Origin of the sequence: Vibrio sp. D401a (genome assembly GCF_030248515.1) — a bacterium.
Taxonomy (GTDB): Bacteria; Pseudomonadota; Gammaproteobacteria; order Enterobacterales; family Vibrionaceae; genus Vibrio; species Vibrio rotiferianus.
This window is the reverse complement of the sequence record NZ_JAHGAI010000043.1, coordinates 221,880-240,065: the sequence shown is the minus strand read 5'-3', so window position 1 is coordinate 240,065 and position 18,186 is coordinate 221,880. Positions and strand designations below refer to the sequence as shown.

The following is an 18,186-nucleotide window of genomic DNA, read 5'->3' as shown; positions in this document are numbered from 1 at the left end:
GGCGGACCATACATTTTTTATGCCTATGCAGTTTCGACTTCTTCTTGGTAGTTCAAGTAGTGAATGCACAAATCATGAAATGCTTTTGCTTGAGGGGAGATGGTTCTATCCGTCAGAGTAAATATACCTACTTGTCTTTCCAATGGTGGATCGATAAGCGGAATCCAAACCAGTCGAGTTTCGTTGGTTGGGAACGCTAATTTTGGCAAGGTGGTGACACCAATACCAAGTTCAAGAACGGAGAACAAAGACGTGATGTTTTCCACGGAATACAAAGCTTGTTCACTTAGCGCGCGTGCAGGCGTGGGATCGAGTAGGGTGCAAGTTCCGTTTCGAATAAAAGGTTGCTCTAACAGTGTTTGCCACTCAATCCCTTCTGGATGCTGAGCGATAGGGTTATCCTTCAAACACACCACGCCAATGGGGTCGGAGATTAACGGGGTAAACTCGATACCGCCTTCGTCTAAATGTGATGGGTTACCTAACGCCAAATCTACTTCACCTGATAACAAACGCGCTTCAACCCCAGCGGCGTTATCATCAATCAAGCTGACTTCTACGTTTGGGTGCTGTTCGCAGAATGCGCCGAGCACGCTAGGAATCAACTTGGCAGCTACAGAAGGGACGCTTGCGATGCGTACTCGACCTTGTTGTCCTGCGGCGGCGGCTTTTAGATCGTTATCAAGGGCGTTATAGATGTTGAGAAACTGAATGATCTTAGGCAGGCAGATCTCACCGAATGGAGTGAGTTTGGATTTATTGCCCGGCTCAAATAGGGTTTGACCGAGTATTTTTTCCAGTTCTTTGATTGATGTTGACAGCGCAGCCTGGGAACGATTCGCTCGATGTGACGCTGCTCTAAAACCACCTTCCTCGACCACCATCACAAAATGCTTTAATTGTTGAAGCTTGATACTCACGGCGAAACCTCTGCAATCCCTTTATTTACCTTAGTTTTAATAAGGTGATAGATTTTTATTATCAAATGTAAAAAATTTACCGTTCGATTTATCGCCTGTCAATGTGCAGTATTTAACTATCTTGAAACAAGGTCGTTACAAAGGTTGAAAGGCACGTGAATACTTCTACGAAAAAATACCCAGTCAAAACCGCATTGTTTGCCTCTAAAGCGCCGCTGGAATGGGCAATTATTAACAATGGTACTTTATACACCGCGCAAATCCCGATTGATGATACCGGAGCTGTCGTGGAAGGCGGTATCGAAGCCCAAACTCGTCAAACCTTTAATAATCTCGTTCACACGTTGGAGTGTGCAGGGGAGTCTTTAGATTCCGTTCTGCAGGTGCTGATTTATGTGACGGATCGTGAGTACTTAAAAACGGTTAACCAAATCTACGCTGAGTATTTTGAAGCGCCTTACCCTAATCGCGCCGCTATGGTCGTGGCGGGACTAGCTCGTGAAGACATGCTGGTGGAGTTTGTGGTGTATGCATCAGCGAGTCAACCAGAGTAAAGAATAATAATCAAAGCCTCATCACCGGGCTTTGTTAGTGAGATCAGTGAGCTGGTGGCGATCACCAGACGTCAGGAAGAATAAGGACAGAGCAATGACTTCTATTAATAATGTTCAAGCAGAGAAATCTCTCTACATTGCAGGCGAATGGCAATCTGGTACTAATACGGTTGCGAACATTAACCCTTCAGACATCAGTGAGAACTTGGGCGATTTTGCTCAGGCGAGTGAAGGTCAAGTAGAGCAAGCTATTCAAGCAGCCAAAGTTGCGCAGCCAGAGTGGGAAAAAACGCCGATTGAGCGTAAACAAGCGGTTTTGCAGGCGATTGGTGATGAGCTGATTGCTCGTTGTGATGAGCTTGGTACGCTGCTTTCACGTGAAGAAGGTAAACCTTTTGCTGAAGGTCGTGGTGAAATCTACCGCGCAGGTCAATTCTTCCAGTATTTCGCGGCGGAAGTGCTGCGTCAAATTGGCGATAACGCAGCTTCTGTCCGTCCAGGCGTTTCCGTTGAGGTCACTCGTGAAGCCGTCGGCGTTATCGCCATTATCTCTCCTTGGAACTTCCCAACTGCTACGGCTGCATGGAAAATCGCGCCAGCACTTGCTTTTGGTAATAGCGTAGTATGGAAGCCCGCAAATCTAACGCCAGCAAGTGCGGTTGCACTGACAGAAATTATCCATCGTCAAGGTTTACCGGCAGGTACGTTCAACCTTGTGTTGGGTAGTGGCTCTCAAGTGGGTAACACGCTTATCAACTCGAAAGACGTAAATGGTGTGAGCTTTACTGGCTCTGTTGATACCGGACGTAAAGTAGCGGCAGCAACGGCACCGAATTTTGTGCGCTGCCAGCTAGAAATGGGCAGTAAGAACGCACTTGTGGTCGCTGATGATGCAGACATTCAAATTGCAGTTGAAGCGACCATTGCAGGCTCTTTCTCTGGCGCAGGTCAGAAGTGTACCGCGTCTTCTCGCCTTGTCGTCATGGATGGCATTCACGATGCTTATGTGGAAGCACTGATCAAACGCATGAGCGAGCTTAAAGTCGGTCACGCTTTAGAAGACGGCGTTTTCATGGGACCTGTTGTGGATGGAAACCAACTGAATGCCAACTTTGAATGGATCGAGAAAGCACGTCAAAGCGGTGCTGAGTTAGCGTTCGGTGGCGAGCGTTTGAACTTGAAACATGATGGTTTCTACATGTCGCCAACCCTTTTCCTCAATACGCAAAACAGTTGGGAAGTGAACCAAGAAGAAGTGTTTGCGCCGATGGCAAGCGTGATTCGAGTTTCTGACTTGGACGAGGCCATTGCTGTCGCGAACGATACTCGCTTTGGGTTGACGGGAGGCATCATCACGCAAAGCCTCCGTAATAGCGCCATCTTCAAACAACAAGCTCAAACTGGCTGTGTGATGGTCAACCTACCAACCGCAGGAACGGATTACCACGTGCCGTTTGGTGGTCGTAAAGAGTCGAGCTTTGGTCCACGCGAGCAAGGTCAATACGCAAAAGAATTCTACACCGTGGTGAAAACCGCTTATCAACGTCCTTACTAAGTGAAATAGGGCAGCCGAGCATTCCGCTGCCCAACCTTAAAGGCTTATTAACGTTTAAGGAGTGGTTATGTACCAACAACGGATTGTGATTGATGGGTTGCAGTACTGCAATTGGGATCGAGAATACTTCCAAACGCTGAAGGCGAGCGGTATTACGGCTGTGCATGCGACGATTGTTTATCATGAGAATGCACGCGAGACCTTAACTCGCTTTGCCGAATGGAACCTGAGATTCGAACAAAATGCAGACCTGATTATGCCTATTTACTCGATGGCTGACGTCGAGAAAGCAAAGGCAGAGGGTAAGGTTGGCGTCTTTTTTGGTGCGCAGAATTGCTCTCCAATTGACGATGAAATCGGTTTAATAGAAGTCATGCGTCGCCAAGGTTTGTTGATTATGCAGCTGACATACAACAACCAAAGCTTGCTGGCGACAGGGTGTTATGAGCAGAACGATTCTGGTGTCACGCGCTTTGGTAAACAAGCCATCGAAGAGATGAACCGTGTCGGGATGATCATCGATATGTCCCATAGCGCTGAGCGCTCAACGTTGGAAGCGATTGACCTTTCTTCACGTCCCATTTGTATCAGTCACGCTAACCCAACATTTGCTCATGATGCTCTGCGCAACAAATCGAACAACGTCATTAAAGCGCTCACCGAACGTGGCGGCTTGATTGGCTTTAGTCTTTACCCATTCCATCTTCCAAACGGAAGCCAATGCACGCTAGAAGATTTCTGCCAAATGGTCGCGAAAACTGCCGATCAGTTCGGTGTGGATCACTTAGGCATCGGCAGTGATCTTTGTTTAAACCAACCACAGCAAGTGCTTGAGTGGATGCGCAACGGTCGTTGGTCCAAAGCAATGGATTATGGTGAAGGCTCCGCCAGTAATGCGGGGTGGCCTGATGCTTTGCCTTGGTTTAGTGGCAGTAAAGGGATGGAGAACATTTACAACGGCTTAATGCGTCATGGATTCAGTGAATCCGAGGCAGGAAAAATCCTGGGTGAGAACTGGTTTAACTTCCTTAAAGAAGGGCTGGAGGCGAGCTAGGTCGTAACCCAAATAAACATGGAATAGCTCGCTCAAAAAATAATAACAAGGCGAGTGTTAAAGTCACTTTTTGTAGCCGTTATGGCAGCTGCAATAAACCTCTGGAGTCAGAGTATGTCTGATCTAACCAATAGCATGAAAGCTTCAACGATGAGCGTGTCATCAAAGAAGCAACAAGCAAAACACAACGACACTTCAGCAACGGAAAATTCACCGGATAAGTTAGGGTTAAGTAACCCGGCACTTTGGTATAGCGGTGGCTTTATTGCCTTGTTCGTAGCTATCGCGCTTTACGATGGAGAGTTGCTATCAACGTTAGTTAATACGGGATTTGCGTGGTCAGTAAAAGTCTTCGGTCCGTATTGGCAGATACTGCTTCTTCTCACTTTTCTTATTGGTCTTGGCTTGGCTGCAGGGCGAACAGGCAAGGTGATTTTAGGCGGAACAACGAAGCCTGAAATGGATGGTTTTCGCTGGATGGCAATCATCTTCTGTACGCTTTTAGCTGGCGGCGGCGTATTTTGGGCGGCGGCAGAGCCTATCGCGCACTACGTGAGTCCTCCACCTTTGTATGGTCCGCAAGACAATCCTCAGCAAGGTGCCATTAATGCGTTGTCACAGTCGTTTATGCACTGGGGTTTTCTCGCGTGGGCTATTGTTGGCAGCTTAACGTCTATCGTGGTCATGCATTTACACTACGATAAAGGACTGCCGTTAAAACCTCGTATCTTGCTTTATCCAGTGCTGGGTGAGCGAGCGCTAAAAGGTCAAACGGGTGCGCTGATTGACGCATGTTGCATCATCGCCGTAGCGGCTGGAACCATTGGACCGATTGGTTTCCTAGGTTTACAGGTTAGCTACGCGTTAAACGCGCTGTTTGATATCCCAGATGGCTTTACCACACAGTTGATCATCATCTTATTTGCGATTGTCTTGTACACCGTCTCTGCGCTGAGTGGCTTAAACCGCGGGATGCAAATGCTGAGTCGCTACAACGTGATTCTTGCGCTGGTATTGATGGCTTACATCCTTCTCTTTGGCCCGACAGATTTTATCTTCAATGGTTACATTCAAGGCGTGGGCAGCATGTTGGATAACTTCATCCCAATGGCTACGTACCGTGGTGATGAAGGTTGGTTGAGCTGGTGGACAGTATTCTTCTGGGGCTGGTTTTTGGGCTACGGACCGATGATGGCAATCTTCATTGCACGTATCTCACGTGGTCGCAGTATTCGTCAAATCATCTCGACGATCAGCATTGTTGCTCCGCTTACCACGTGTTTTTGGTTCACCATTGTTGGTGGTTCAGGTCTGGCGTTTGAAATTGCCAATCCGGGCAGTGTGAGCGCGGCATTTGAAGGCTTCAACTTACCGGGCGCGTTACTTGCAGTGACTCAACAACTGCCGATGCCAATGTTGGTTTCCATCTTGTTCTTGATTTTGACCACCATCTTCATCGTTACTACCGGTGACTCAATGACGTACACCATCAGTGTTGTGATCAGTGGTGAGACAGAACCAAATGCGATTATTCGTACTTTCTGGGGCGTGGCTATGGGTATCACGGCGTTGATTCTCATCTCACTTGGCTCTGGCGGTATATCAGCCCTGCAATCTTTCATCGTGATTACAGCCGTTCCAGTGTCATTAATACTGTTGCCGTCACTTTGGAATGCGCCGCAAATCGCTATGAAGATGGCAAAAGAGCAAGGGCTATAACAACGGTTATAACAAAAAGATCAAACCCAATAACGTGGCGCTTGTGTGGGTGAACCCTCCCCACACCCGCACAAGCCCTTATTCTTACAATAAAAAATAAGTGGTGAGCAAAATGGATGCACATCGTTCTACTTACACTGAAACAACACTTCGCAACGCTGCAATTGTGATGGCACCAGATAGGCTAGGGGCTATGCACCAAAATCGAATCAGCTTTGTGCGAAGTTTGATCCGAAAAATGGCGAGTCAGGAATGGCAAGTGAGCAAACATGAGTGGCAACTGTGTCCACGCGGTTTTGGTCATGTGATTTACAAATTAGCGACGCCGGAACACGTTTATCACTTGGTTGTGTTTTGCGATGAAATTGCTGATGAAGAGCGTAACGACCGAGTCATTGCTGAAAAATGGGACGTAACCTTTGCGCTGGTCAAAGGTGAAGTTAATGTTGAGTTGTTAGAGCAACTTCGAGCCAATGTGCCTTTGCAAGAAGCGGGGCGCAATCCAAACAACGTGCTTGTTCTTGCTCGTGCGAATAAGAGTGTTCGTGTGTTTGAACACATTGTGAATGCGCTTTCTAAAGGTGAGCAGCCAGAGCCTTCGGAACTAGCAGAAGTGGGTTACATCCTAAGAACCACCGCCGTTTATGGTAACGGTAAATTTGGTATTGCCGATTTTAAACTGCTGGAGAACAACCCTGATTTCAACCAATCGTTCAGTGCACAAATGTGTGCCGTTTATATGCTGCGTGAATTCAGTTTAGATTGGGTTCATTACCTTGCTGCGAAAAAAGGCGGAGATAATGCAGTTGCACTTCACAAAGGCCTGCAGCGCTATCTTGGTGTGGGGAATGCAACTGGTTTGGGTATGGCGCCATATTTAATCAACCATCCATGTATTGTCGACCAATGGATGACATCACGTGAGCGTGCGATTGCCAACGTGCTTGCTATGCCATGTGAACCTAACGAGCTAGAGCAACCATTAAAAGCCCTGCTTAAAAAAGCACAGCGACACTTAGAGCAAGTGATAACAATCAACGAGCATCAAGATCAACTTAACCATCAAGCGATTGCTGATCTCCAAGCGCTACAAATTAACTTAAATGCTTTGATGGCAGAGTACTCGAATTGGGCAAGCTTGATCAAACAAACCACAACCATGAGTTTGGAAGCCCAAGAAATCCTAACTTCATGTTTGATCGAGCTTTACCCGTCTTTGGTTGATGAATTTGAAAACCAAATGAACACCGATGAATCACTCTCTATTCCTAACGGAAAAAGCGTTCAAGATGTGTTGCAAATACTAGAGAGTAAGTACCGATGGTCAATCGATGCTGACTACACGTTACCAGAGAACAACTATTGGTTCTGGTATCGCTCGCAAGACAAAGAAGAACCAAGGCTAGGCGTTCGTGGAGAAGAAATCGGTGAAGAACGTGAGTTGCCACTCGACATAGGGCGACAAGTAAACCGCCTCTACCATGCGCTGCAAACATGCCAGCCAGAAACATCGTTGGCGGAGTTCTTACTGCAGCATCCGCAGTATCGTGCAATCACTCGTCGTGTATGGACGCTCGGCAACCGAGAAATGGGTGATATCCAGATGAACGTGCTACGTGAAGACGCACTACCAATGCATCTTCTGCGTTGTAAGTTGGCTATCTTTGGGGCGACCAAGTTCGATCCACGTTCAGACCGATGGGTGCGCGTGACCTTCTTCCAAGGCGCACCTTTGCTTGATGAGATTCAGGACCCGCGTTTCAGCGATACGTGGATTTTTCCAACCATGCCCGAGCGTGAAGAAATCGCGCAAAGCGACAATCAAAAAATCAGTGGAGGTTTTGCATTATGATCGTCTCGCATAACGAGCTGGTAGCAGCAGTAAACAAAGCTTTTCTTGGTATGCGCCGTCATTGCGGTGAAGCCGATGTGATTGCCAATATGGTTGCGGATCTGCAAATGGTGGGTTTGCACGGGGTGCGTCACTTCAACAACGCCAGCCTGTTTCTCAACTTAGATTCAGATTGTGCGGTCACTATTACGAGTAACACCGACTCTCATATCGAAGTCGAGTTACACAATGGCAGTATCGCCTGTCATTTACCGGCGGTGTTGGATTTTGCGCTTGAGAAAATGGTCAACAGCAAGAGCGTCACCATCACACTCAAACAATGCCACAATCGTTGGTTAGCGTTTAGTGAGCTAGTTAGGCTATCTGCCAAAGGCATTGCGTGCCGTGCTCAGTGGGTTAATGGCACTAGCCCAAAACGAACCTTGTATGTGTTAAATCGTGGGCGGATAGCACCAGAGGTATTCTTTTCTGACCAGATTGAAGATAACAGTACCGACTATCACAGTATGACGATAGAGCTTGCCGTAACGGATTTTGATATCGAAGCAAGTTCACAAGGTTACGCAATTCATATTGATGGTGAAGAGTTGAGCCGTGCGCAGAAAACATCATGGGAAGAGGGCATCTTTGTCGAGGACGCAGAATGGAACGCGCTTAAACAAACTGCCACGGTTTTCCTTGTCGAGAACAGTGAACGTTCGGTACAAGGTGCTGGCGAGTTAGTGTAGCGCAACCAAATCGGAATCACTGAGAATAGAAAAAGAGGTAGCTGAATGCTGCCTCTTTTCGTTTAATAATAAAGCAGGATTGTGATTCTCAACTACGCTAATGACAGGTTGTTTGCATGACGAAGGAGAATCAAATGAGCACCATGCAAATCGATATAGAAGAGAACAAACGTAACGCCATTGCTTTCTATGAGATGGCATATCGAGGAAACCCAAGAAAAGCGGTCGAACTTTACGTCGGGGACGAGTACATTCAGCACAACCCGTTGGTAGGTAATGGCCCTGATCCTTTTATCGCTTATTTCGAACGAATGCAGGAAGAGTACCCAGAGAAAGATATTACGTTTGTTCGCGCTGTTGCAGAGGGGAATTTGGTGGCACTGCATACTCATCAGACGTGGCCTGATGATGTGGAATACGTGACGATGGATTTCTTCCGCTTTGATCTAAACGGTAAGATTGTCGAGCATTGGGATGCGTTGCAGGAAATACCGAAAGAGACAGCAAACGGGAATTCCATGTACTAGCGCACCGAGCCTTGCCATACGCGTTAAGCACGGCAAGGCACTGAGATTGTAATTAAGTCTATTGTGCTTGGTTATCCAACCACTCACGTGTCACCGTGTCTAAATCTCGTCCTTCACGACAGATTTTGTAATCCAATTCCGCAATGATATCGTTTGAGAAACGGAGCGTGTCCAATCTATTCAACTCATCTTGAGTAAATTTATCTGATTTGTCTTGGCGCAATAGCAATACCGCTTTATCGACAATACCCAGCAAACCTTTTGGTTCTGCGATTTCTCGAATTGCGTACTTATAGTGAAGAAATTGAGGCTTTCAAAGCGGCACGATAACCCACTGTTTGTTCTCTACCGCCTTCTCAAATGCAGTAAAGCAATCTTCTTCCGTCCCTGTGTGGAAATGGTAGCCTGCTTGGGTCAGCGAGTATTCGTCCATCATCTTAATCGAAAAGCGCGTAGTACCCGCCCCAGGGGTGATGCCTTGAATATCCGATTTCATCCTCGCCACGACTTCTGGTTTCGTTAGGTCGCTTACTTCTGATACCAGTTCTTCAGGCACGTAATCTGGCACACCTCAAAGCGCGTATGGTTCGTAGTGTAAGCCCAGTTCTAGCAAGGCTTCGGGAAAGGGGCCTTAAGTCGCGGATCAATACAGTAAGAACAGTCCTTCGTATCCACCAATATGAATGTCGGAAACATAGTCTCCAACATAGCCGTCCTTGTCGACAGGTCGCATTGGTTTTTCTAGCGTGACGGTGATTTTAGGCGCCGTGAAATAGTCCACGTTCTTGCCAAAAAAGTCGGTGCGGTACAACACTCTGCCTTTGCTAAACTCGCGCGCTAATACCATCTCTGCAGGGCCTTGAGCCACCACATTGTTCTCAGAGCGATACGCAAAGTAGGTGAACGTAGGAGAAACGTAAGTAATGCCATCTGGTAGATCTGCATGTACCACTTCGTTCATCGACGAATCACCAATAACCGTGTAATCCGCTGGGTAAGGGGTGCTGGTGGACATCATCAGTGGGATGGCCTCTGCGTCCTCGGGGAGTTGATTGGCAGGCTCTCCCAAATCAATGGCAAGTAAGGCACTTGGTTGATACGCAATATTCTTTGGTACGCCAGCCTTCCAGAAGTTATCACCTGTAGTGTTATTACTTCCATATAGGTAACCATTGTTCCACTGATTAAAGTAACTGCCATCAGGGTGATGATTTAAGTAAAACGCTGCCAGTGCAGAGTATTGGTCCTGCTTCCAGTTATCTTCAGTGTTGCCAAAGTATTGAACTCGACCATAACGCGTGGTCGCTTGATAAATCACTTTCTGGCCAGCTTTGGCGAGTGCCGAGTTATCCCAAAACTTAGCTAAGCCAGCATAGCCACTAAAGCCAGTAGAAGGGAAAAGGTAATGCTCGCGTAAGTACAGAGTACCAGCTTCAACTAAGTGGTTCTGTCCATTGCGACCGAATAAGTTTGCCGTGCCGATGTTGAGGCCAATTAACGCATCCGCATCCAGCGTCGCCAGTTTGTTTAAGAAAGCCGAGAATTGCGCTTTGTAAGCATGGTCAGCAGCTTGGCTACCCGCCACCAAACCAAGTTCATCCACCGTACCACCGGAATAAACGTAGAACTGATTTGCTCCGAGTAACTTATTCGTATCGTCGTTGTACGCACCGTTTAAACCTTGCTTCGCCCATTCAGCTTGGTAATAGTGGTGCATAGCGTTGGCAAAGTCGGGGTTGCCGAGATTGGTTAACGCCCAAGAAGAGGTTTGGTTCCACATACGGCCAAATGGAATAACACGTGACTCCCAACGAAATCGTGCCGTTGCATTCTTATTCGAACGGTTTTTGTATTCATTCCAAGAAAGATAATTGTCCCGGTTTAGATCCGCAGACTTGTCGAAGCCACGAATTTTGCGCCAGCGTTGAATAGCTTGACCTTCAGGTGTTGCCACTGGAGCGTCGGTCAACTTAACGGTTTGGAAGCTGTTTTTGAGCTTTACTTCTTTTAGACGAGGGCGATTCTCGATGTTTTCGTCATGCCAAGTAATTTTCGCAATGTAAAGACGGCCGCCATCGCGTAATAAGGTGGAGCCAAAGTACTGACCACCACCATAGGTTTGCCCGCTGCCATCGTGTGTTGTAGCGCGAACCCAATCAGAAGGAACAGACCAGTTTACCGTTTGGTTTTTAGTCATGTTCTCGGTTTTGTCTTTTTTAATCGTGAAGCTTTTCCATTCTGTTACCTTACCAAAGGAATCGATGGCAGAAGGGTATTCAATCGTGAAGCTGCCACCTTGAGCAAACTGAGAGAACTTAAAGGTTAAGCGGTCGAACTTCTCTGAGTGATAAACATAGAGCGCGCCACCATTATTCGCCTGACCAAATACGTCAGCATCCCATGGTGGCTGTTGATATAGCCAAAAGCCGGCGTGGTCAGCGCTGGCGGTATAGCCAACGATCATCGGTTTTCTATTGAGTAAGGTATTTTCACCATGGCTAGAGTCTACCTCTGCGATGATGGTGTCTTCGGCAAAATGGAGAAAGTAATCCTCGTAATCAATCCCATTCAGCTCTGCCTCGTTGCGAATATCGTTTTCTACCCAACTCGCATTCAGCTCAAGCTTTTGGTTGTACATATAACCGATGGCTTGGACACGCTCGTTGTCAGCCTTGTTTGGGTAAGCACCAAACACAATATCGGCATTGTTAATTTCCCAATCGATCACATCATCGGCAGAGAGCGGAGCATCTTGTAAATCGACACCTTGCTCATGCAATCCCGGTAAAACGACAGCAGTACCAGCCCAAGTAGTAGGCGAAAATAGGTTCAAAGAACCAAGCGCAAGCAGCGCAAAACGATATGGCTTCATTATTGAGTTGTCCCAATCAAAAAACTTCGATTACTCAAATTGCGAGTCAAATTACGAGGAAGTATTAGCGATCGGTCAGACCAATTCAAGAGTGCATCAGAAGATATGATTGATTTAAATTATTTATCAAAACAATAAACCAAATTAATCATCGTTTTATAAATTTAATATATTGAGTCTCATAATTGATACTTGAATAATGAAAGGTTCGATGTTTTTAGTTTTTGTCAAAATGACAAATTTACATAATCCAATGAGGTTTTATTGGCTTTTATTAAATGGAGTGGTTTTATATTTGAAAAGTGATCTTTGTTGAGTTATTCATCAAAGTTATTATCAAAATCAATTAATACAGGTAGAATTGAGTTGCAATATGACGTTCTTGTAGAGTTCACCCCATTTTGAACTATCGTTCGTGAGCTCTAAAGCAGCACGGGACAACTCGCATACGGCTAACCGCCTTTTGTTTATTCAGTTCATTGTCACTCTCCTTATATTGAAAGTGCATATGAAGCTAACTTTTTGTCTATATACACTTATAAAAGTCAGATAGAAAAATATCATTATTTTATTTAATCGCTTGTTTACAATAAGTAAACATTGACCATTTTGGGTAAATGTCGCATGAATGCAAAAAATAAACTTTTAGCATCGATAGGTATTTTAATAATTTCGATCGTAACTATTATTTCAGTGTTGAGTTACAACCAAATCAACTCTTCTTCTACAAATTCTTATCAAACGAACCTTTCTACCAGCACGCATTTAATTACTTCTGCCGTTGAACAAAAGATTCAAACTTACTTTACGAGCTTAGAAGCAACAGCTTCTGCCATCGTCGTCAACAACCAAACTGCATCTATTGATAACCGTATGGTGGAGATGTTGGTTCAAGGTACAAAGAGCTTAGGGGTTTCCAACTACTTCATCGCACTTCCTGACGGAACTCTTTACGATTCAGATTCAAAAGGTCTGCATCCAACTTTTAATGCTAAAAAGCTGCAAAGGGAGTGGTATGTAAAGGCGATGTCTGGGCAGGACCAAGTTGTCACTAAGCCGTTTAAAGCGAGTACGGGACAGATGTCTATTTCTCTTGTTATTCCAGTAAAACGAAACGGCGAGGTCGTAGCGATTGTTGGTCTGAGCCTACTGATGAACGATTTGACTCGCTTCATTAATGGGTTGGCGGAAGACAGCAATGTTTTTGTTGCTCGTGAAGATGGTTACTTGATGGCGGCGTATGAAGAGCAACTTGTCGGCGAAGATTTGTTTGAGTTACGTCCTACATACAAGCAGTACGCGAGCGATGCATCTAGTTCACACTCTTACATGGTTCCAGACCGTGGTGAGTTTTATGTAGTATCTGAACGTTCGAAAGCACTTGGCTGGACCGTTTGGGCTTTCGCAAGCTGGGAAGATATTAAAGCGACGTCTCGTGAAGCGGTGATCACTAACTTAGTTTCTGGCCTTGTGTTCATTATTATTGGTACGCTAGGTGCGTCATTGCTTATTCAAAAGCTGTTGTACAACCCAATCGGTGGTGAGCCGAAAGAAATTGAACGTCTAGTCGACAAGATTGCGAATGGTGATTTGACTGACATTCCTTCGGCAAAAGCTAGTGACATTGGTGTGTTTCGTTCAACATTGTTAATGGCAGATAAGTTGAAGACTATGATCACTGATATTAACTTGTCTTCGGAAGAGCTCATTGAAGCGTCGAGTAAGCTAGAGCGTTCATCTATTAAAGTCGATGGTTCGTCTAAATCTCAAATGATGCAACTGGAGCAAGTTGCAACAGCAATGAACGAGATGACAGCAACGGTTGCTGAGGTTGCTCAGAGTGCGGTTGAGGCATCAAGTTCATCAAGTGATGCAAATAACAGCTCAGAGCAAGGTCTGACGGTTGTTGCTCAAATGAACTCTGATATTACGACGCTTGTAAACGACATCAACCAAGTCCAACAGGTGATACGTAACGTTCATACAGAAACGGAAAATGTCGGCGGTATTCTGGATGTGATTCGTGGCATCGCTGATCAAACGAATCTGCTTGCACTGAATGCCGCTATTGAAGCAGCCCGTGCCGGTGAACATGGTCGTGGTTTCGCTGTAGTAGCGGATGAAGTTCGCTCTCTTGCGACGAAAACGCAACAAAGCACCAATGAGATCCAATCGATGATTGAAGTCCTGCAAGAGCAAGCGAACAAGTCGGTATTGCTGATGCAAGACAACTCGGACAGTGCAAAACGCACGCTTGATAAGGCAGGAGAGGCGACGTTATCTCTAGACCAGATTCGCCATGAAATCCAGCGAATTCAAGATATGAACCACCAAATTGCCACAGCGGCGGAAGAGCAGTCTCAGGTGGCGCATGAGATCAACGAAAGCGTGATTAACGTGAATGATCTTGCACGTGATACGACGGTAGATGTCCAAGACAATGTGGATACATCAGAAGCCTTGATTGCGATGTCGAATAAGCTTCGTGATAGTGTCAGCATGTTTAAGTTGAACTAAGTAATTTCGTTCAAGATTGAGACTTAACACCAACGAAAGAGAGGCACATGCCTCTCTTTTTATTGCCTTTCATTGACTTCATTTCCATTAGAACATTCAACAAATCTCGTTAAAACCTGAACTCATTGCACCAGTCAGATACTCTGCTTGGCTGGTTGTTTCTTATACAAAAAATTAACAATATAAATTTTTATACATTTTTATTGCATAAAATCTCTTTCTTGCTAGTATAAGTCCCAGGTGACAATTAATGCAGTATGGCAGCATGAGTATTCAAGTTAAAAGTATCAATAAGTCTTACGGCGATACCCAAGTTCTACACGATGTCAGTTTTAATTGTGAAAGCGGTGAAACGCTGGTGTTACTCGGTCCAAGTGGTGCAGGGAAGAGCTCTCTGCTACGTGTTCTTAACCTTCTTGAAGGGGCGGATAACGGCCAGTTAAACATCGCTGATGGCGCATTCGACTTTTCAACTGAAATCAAAGAGAAGCAAGGCTTAGCGCTTCGTCGTAAAGTGGGCATGGTGTTCCAACAGTACAACCTATGGCCACACATGACAGTGGTGGAGAACCTGATTGAGGCTCCGATAAAAGTCTCTGGCATGGATAAAGAAGAAGCGAAGAAGCAGGCAATGCAAATTCTCGCAACGCTGCATTTGGCAGACAAAGCGGATGCATGGCCGATGCAACTTTCTGGCGGTCAGCAACAACGTGTGGCGATTGCCCGCGCACTGATGATGAAACCAGAAGTCTTGCTTTTTGATGAGCCTACCGCGGCGCTTGACCCTGAAATTACGAACCAAGTGGTCAAAATCATTAATGATTTAAGCGAAACCGGAATTACACAAGTCGTTGTGACCCACGAGGTGGATTTCGCCAAGAAAATCGCTAGCCATGTTCTATACCTAGAACAAGGACACATCGTAGAACACGGCACGCACGACGCATTTGTTAATCCGCAAACCACTCAGTTTGCTGATTACCTAAATCACTAAATTACGTTTTTAAAGTTCAGTCTATTTAACAGATAAGCTCGGCTGTCATTGCGAGTGTCAGCCCACTAAGTACACACGGAGTATTGCAATGAAAAAGATTCTACTAGCTTCACTAATCGGCCTTTCTTCTGCAACCATGGCAGCAAACGCAGCAGCACAAGAAGAGATCAAATTCGCGATGGAAGCGACTTACGCACCGTTCGAATACATGGATGAAAACAACCAAATCCAAGGTTTTGATGTGGATCTGGCGAACGCACTATGTAAAGAAATGGAAGCAAAATGTACCTTCCACAACCAATCTTTTGACAGCCTGATCCCTGCATTAAAATTCAAGCGTTACGATGCGGCTATCTCTGCAATGGATATTACTGACGCGCGTTTGGAGCAAGTGAACTTTTCTGACCCTTACTACGACAACTCAGCAGCGTTTGTATCTATTAAGGAAAAAGTGGCAGACCAAAAAGGTTTAGAAGGTAAGCGTGTTGGTGTTCAAAATGGTTCAACACACCAAAGCTACCTGATTGAGCAAATGCCGGGCGTAACCGCAGTTCCTTACTCAAGCTACCAAGACGCGTTCATCGATATGAAAAATGGCCGTATTGATTCTGTATTCGGTGACACAGCTGTCGTAGCAGAATGGTTCAAGAAAGAAGACAACCTAGCGTACGTGGGTGAACACGTCACTAACCCTAAATACTTCGGTAACGGTTTCGGTATCGCGGTAAATAAGGGTAACGACGAGTTAGTGAACAAGCTGAACACGGCACTGAAAACAGTGAAAGCGAACGGCGAATACGACGTAATCTACAACAAGTACTTCGGTAAGTAATATGGCACTAACGGGTTACTCTTTATCGCTTGTTCAAGCTAGTTGGATGACTGTCCAGCTAGCATTCACAAGCCTTTTAGTCGGTTTGATTCTGGCAGTGGTATTCGCCAGTGGTGAAATGTCTCGCCGCGTTTTCGTTAAATGGCCAATGACGGCGTTTGTGACGATTGTGCGCGGCTTGCCAGAAATCCTTGTCGTGTTGTTTATCTATTTTGGTTCGACACAGGTTCTGTTTTTAATCACCGGCGACTTTATTGAAGTTAGCCCGTTCTTGTCTGGCGTGGTGGCGTTGTCATTGATCTTCGCTTCCTACGCTTCTCAAACTCTACGTGGCGCATTGAAAGCCGTAGGAAGAGGACAGAGAGAAGCAGCAAGTGCACTCGGCATCAGTCAAGCACACGCTTTTGTTCGCATTGTTTTGCCTCAAGCTGTAAGACACGCACTACCAGGCTTAACTAACCAATGGTTGGTTCTGCTGAAAGATACCGCACTTGTATCACTGATTGGTGTGACGGACTTGCTGAAACAAGCGCAGCTAACTTCAGCAGCTACGCACGAGGCTTTCACTTGGTACGCAACAGCTGCGGCAATTTATTTGGTCATTACACTCATTACACAACGTGCCGTCAAACTGATTGATAAGAAGTTCTCAATTCAAGGTATGAGCATGGGACAGGAGGCAACCGCATGAACGAACAACACGTTTGGCAAATGCTGGATGGCTTAGGCACTAGCCTTCAATTGACAGCGGCCTCTTTGGTTGTGGGGTGTATTCTTGCTTTGATGATGACGCTAACTCTGATCTTACGTACTCCGGGTTTGCATTGGGTAAGTCGTGGCATCATCACCTTGTTCACTGGTACGCCTTTGTTGGTACAGATCTTTTTGGTGTACTACGGTCCGGGTCAGTTTGATGCGGTAAGAGAAAGCGTATTTTGGACTTGGTTGAGCCAACCTTGGTTTTGCGCGATGTTAGCGTTAGCGCTTAATACTGCGGCGTACAGTACTCAGTTGTTCAAAGGTGCATTTAACGCGATCCCGTCTGGTCAATGGCAAGCTTGCCGTGCTCTGGGTATGAACAGAACGGCGACACTGAAAGTATTGTTGCCATACGCAATTCGTCGCGCCGTTCCTGCTTACTCTAACGAAGTGATTTTGGTGTTCAAAGGCACGTCACTGGCTAGTACCATCACGATTATGGATTTGATGGGTTATGCGCAGCGTATTAATGCACAAACCTACGATACGTTGACAGTATTTGGTATTGCAGGAGCGTTCTATTTAGGTGTGAATGGTATCCTTACACTGATATTCCGTCAGGTAGAGAAGAAAGCGTTAGCGTTCGAATCTGCATAAGACTGTCCTTATAAATTTGATTTCACTTCGCCTCTGTGGATGATTCTCTCGCAGGGGCTTTTTTTATATTGGTCGTGGCAAATCGCTCAAGTTTCACCAAACTTAACTCAGTGTATTTGAATTGGTGACACGATGAAACGACGACACTTTTTGGCGCTTTGGACTCTGATCTTTGCACCCAGTTTAAAAGCGAAAACGCCAATGCAACCAACTCCTGAACAAGCAGAAGGTCCATTTTATCCGGTTGTTCGGATTCCTCTTCGATCAAATTTAGTTATTCAGACTCAAGGATTAATCGGGGAGCCCCTCATATTGCAAGGGAAAGTACTGGATACAACAGGAGACCCTGTCTCTGGCATCAAAGTAGAAATCTGGCAATGCGATGGGCAGGGTATTTACGATCATCCCAAGCAGCCAAATAACGATAAGTTTGATGCTCACTTTGCTGGCTTTGGCGCAGTCGAAACTCAATCGGATGGTCGCTACTTGTTTCAGACCTTGTACCCTGTACCTTATGCCTCTCGTCCGCCGCACATTCACGTTAAGTTGTGGCGAGAAAATCAAGAACTTCTGACCACTCAGTTGTACTTGAAAGGCAATACGGGTGATGAATGGTGGGGAGGCAAAGCCCGTGATTATCTACAGTTTGAGACTATACGAATCGACGGGCGATTAACGGGCGAATTTAACTTTGTGATTGGTTAGC

15 protein-coding genes and 1 pseudogene are annotated in these 18,186 nt (G+C 45.8%); 13 read left to right on the top strand and 3 right to left on the bottom strand.

Going from position 1 to position 18,186, the window contains the following annotated elements; genetic code table 11:
* Nucleotides 1–23 precede the first annotated feature (23 nt).
* On the bottom strand, nucleotides 24–920 hold the full coding sequence (locus KIV41_RS18435) for a LysR family transcriptional regulator (protein ID WP_009704647.1): 897 nt from the start codon (nucleotides 918–920) through the stop codon (nucleotides 24–26).
* Nucleotides 921–1,075: 155 nt separating this feature from the next.
* On the opposite strand from KIV41_RS18435, the gene KIV41_RS18430 reads away from it, so the two are divergent.
* The 7 genes from KIV41_RS18430 (at nucleotide 1,076) to KIV41_RS18400 (ending at nucleotide 8,909) form a co-directional block, all read left to right on the top strand.
* Nucleotides 1,076–1,474 (top strand): RidA family protein, encoded by a 399-nt coding sequence (locus tag KIV41_RS18430; RefSeq protein ID WP_285337323.1) that lies wholly within the window; start codon nucleotides 1,076–1,078, stop codon nucleotides 1,472–1,474.
* A gap of 94 nt (nucleotides 1,475–1,568) precedes the next feature.
* The gene (locus KIV41_RS18425; RefSeq protein WP_285337322.1) at nucleotides 1,569–3,029 is read left to right on the top strand and encodes an aldehyde dehydrogenase family protein; all 1,461 of its coding nucleotides are present in this window, start codon (nucleotides 1,569–1,571) and stop codon (nucleotides 3,027–3,029) included.
* 67 nt (nucleotides 3,030–3,096) lie between these two features.
* Entirely contained in the window at nucleotides 3,097–4,083 is a 987-nt protein-coding gene (locus tag KIV41_RS18420; protein ID WP_005450172.1) for a membrane dipeptidase, read from the top strand.
* A gap of 150 nt (nucleotides 4,084–4,233) precedes the next feature.
* On the top strand, nucleotides 4,234–5,802 hold the full coding sequence (locus tag KIV41_RS18415) for a BCCT family transporter (RefSeq protein ID WP_373364762.1): 1,569 nt from the start codon (nucleotides 4,234–4,236) through the stop codon (nucleotides 5,800–5,802).
* Between the two features lie 112 nt (nucleotides 5,803–5,914).
* The gene (locus KIV41_RS18410) at nucleotides 5,915–7,654 is read left to right on the top strand and encodes a hypothetical protein (RefSeq protein WP_285337321.1); all 1,740 of its coding nucleotides are present in this window, start codon (nucleotides 5,915–5,917) and stop codon (nucleotides 7,652–7,654) included.
* On the top strand, nucleotides 7,651–8,382 hold the full coding sequence (locus KIV41_RS18405; protein ID WP_285337320.1) for a DUF3726 domain-containing protein: 732 nt from the start codon (nucleotides 7,651–7,653) through the stop codon (nucleotides 8,380–8,382). The genes KIV41_RS18410 and KIV41_RS18405 overlap by 4 nt, the downstream gene beginning before the upstream one ends.
* Before the next feature lie 134 nt (nucleotides 8,383–8,516).
* Nucleotides 8,517–8,909, top strand: a complete 393-nt coding sequence (locus KIV41_RS18400; RefSeq protein WP_285337319.1) for a nuclear transport factor 2 family protein — start codon at nucleotides 8,517–8,519, stop codon at nucleotides 8,907–8,909.
* Nucleotides 8,910–8,967: 58 nt separating this feature from the next.
* Here KIV41_RS18400 and KIV41_RS18395 read toward each other — a convergent pair.
* Nucleotides 8,968–9,528 (bottom strand): annotated as a pseudogene (locus KIV41_RS18395) (glycine betaine ABC transporter substrate-binding protein); the annotation flags it as partial.
* A 24-nt stretch (nucleotides 9,529–9,552) separates the two neighbouring features.
* Nucleotides 9,553–11,781, bottom strand: coding sequence for a hypothetical protein (locus tag KIV41_RS18390; protein WP_285337318.1), 2,229 nt, complete (start codon nucleotides 11,779–11,781; stop codon nucleotides 9,553–9,555).
* Between the two features lie 624 nt (nucleotides 11,782–12,405).
* On the opposite strand from KIV41_RS18390, the gene KIV41_RS18385 reads away from it, so the two are divergent.
* The 6 genes from KIV41_RS18385 (at nucleotide 12,406) to KIV41_RS18360 (ending at nucleotide 18,185) form a co-directional block, all read left to right on the top strand.
* Nucleotides 12,406–14,298: a methyl-accepting chemotaxis protein gene (locus tag KIV41_RS18385; protein ID WP_285337317.1), complete on the top strand. Its 1,893-nt coding sequence runs from the start codon at nucleotides 12,406–12,408 to the stop codon at nucleotides 14,296–14,298.
* Nucleotides 14,299–14,563: 265 nt separating this feature from the next.
* Nucleotides 14,564–15,292 (top strand): arginine ABC transporter ATP-binding protein ArtP, encoded by a 729-nt coding sequence (artP, locus tag KIV41_RS18380; RefSeq protein ID WP_285337329.1) that lies wholly within the window; start codon nucleotides 14,564–14,566, stop codon nucleotides 15,290–15,292.
* An 88-nt stretch (nucleotides 15,293–15,380) separates the two neighbouring features.
* Nucleotides 15,381–16,124, top strand: a complete 744-nt coding sequence (locus tag KIV41_RS18375) for an arginine ABC transporter substrate-binding protein (RefSeq protein WP_252042946.1) — start codon at nucleotides 15,381–15,383, stop codon at nucleotides 16,122–16,124.
* 1 nt (nucleotide 16,125) lies between these two features.
* On the top strand, nucleotides 16,126–16,815 hold the full coding sequence (artQ, locus tag KIV41_RS18370) for an arginine ABC transporter permease ArtQ (RefSeq protein ID WP_005431570.1): 690 nt from the start codon (nucleotides 16,126–16,128) through the stop codon (nucleotides 16,813–16,815).
* Nucleotides 16,812–17,480: an arginine ABC transporter permease ArtM gene (gene artM, locus KIV41_RS18365; protein ID WP_010451575.1), complete on the top strand. Its 669-nt coding sequence runs from the start codon at nucleotides 16,812–16,814 to the stop codon at nucleotides 17,478–17,480. Before artQ ends, artM begins: the two co-directional genes overlap by 4 nt.
* Before the next feature lie 132 nt (nucleotides 17,481–17,612).
* Complete coding sequence (locus KIV41_RS18360) at nucleotides 17,613–18,185, top strand: protocatechuate 3,4-dioxygenase (RefSeq protein WP_285337312.1); 573 nt, start codon at nucleotides 17,613–17,615, stop codon at nucleotides 18,183–18,185.
* Nucleotide 18,186 lies beyond the last annotated feature (1 nt).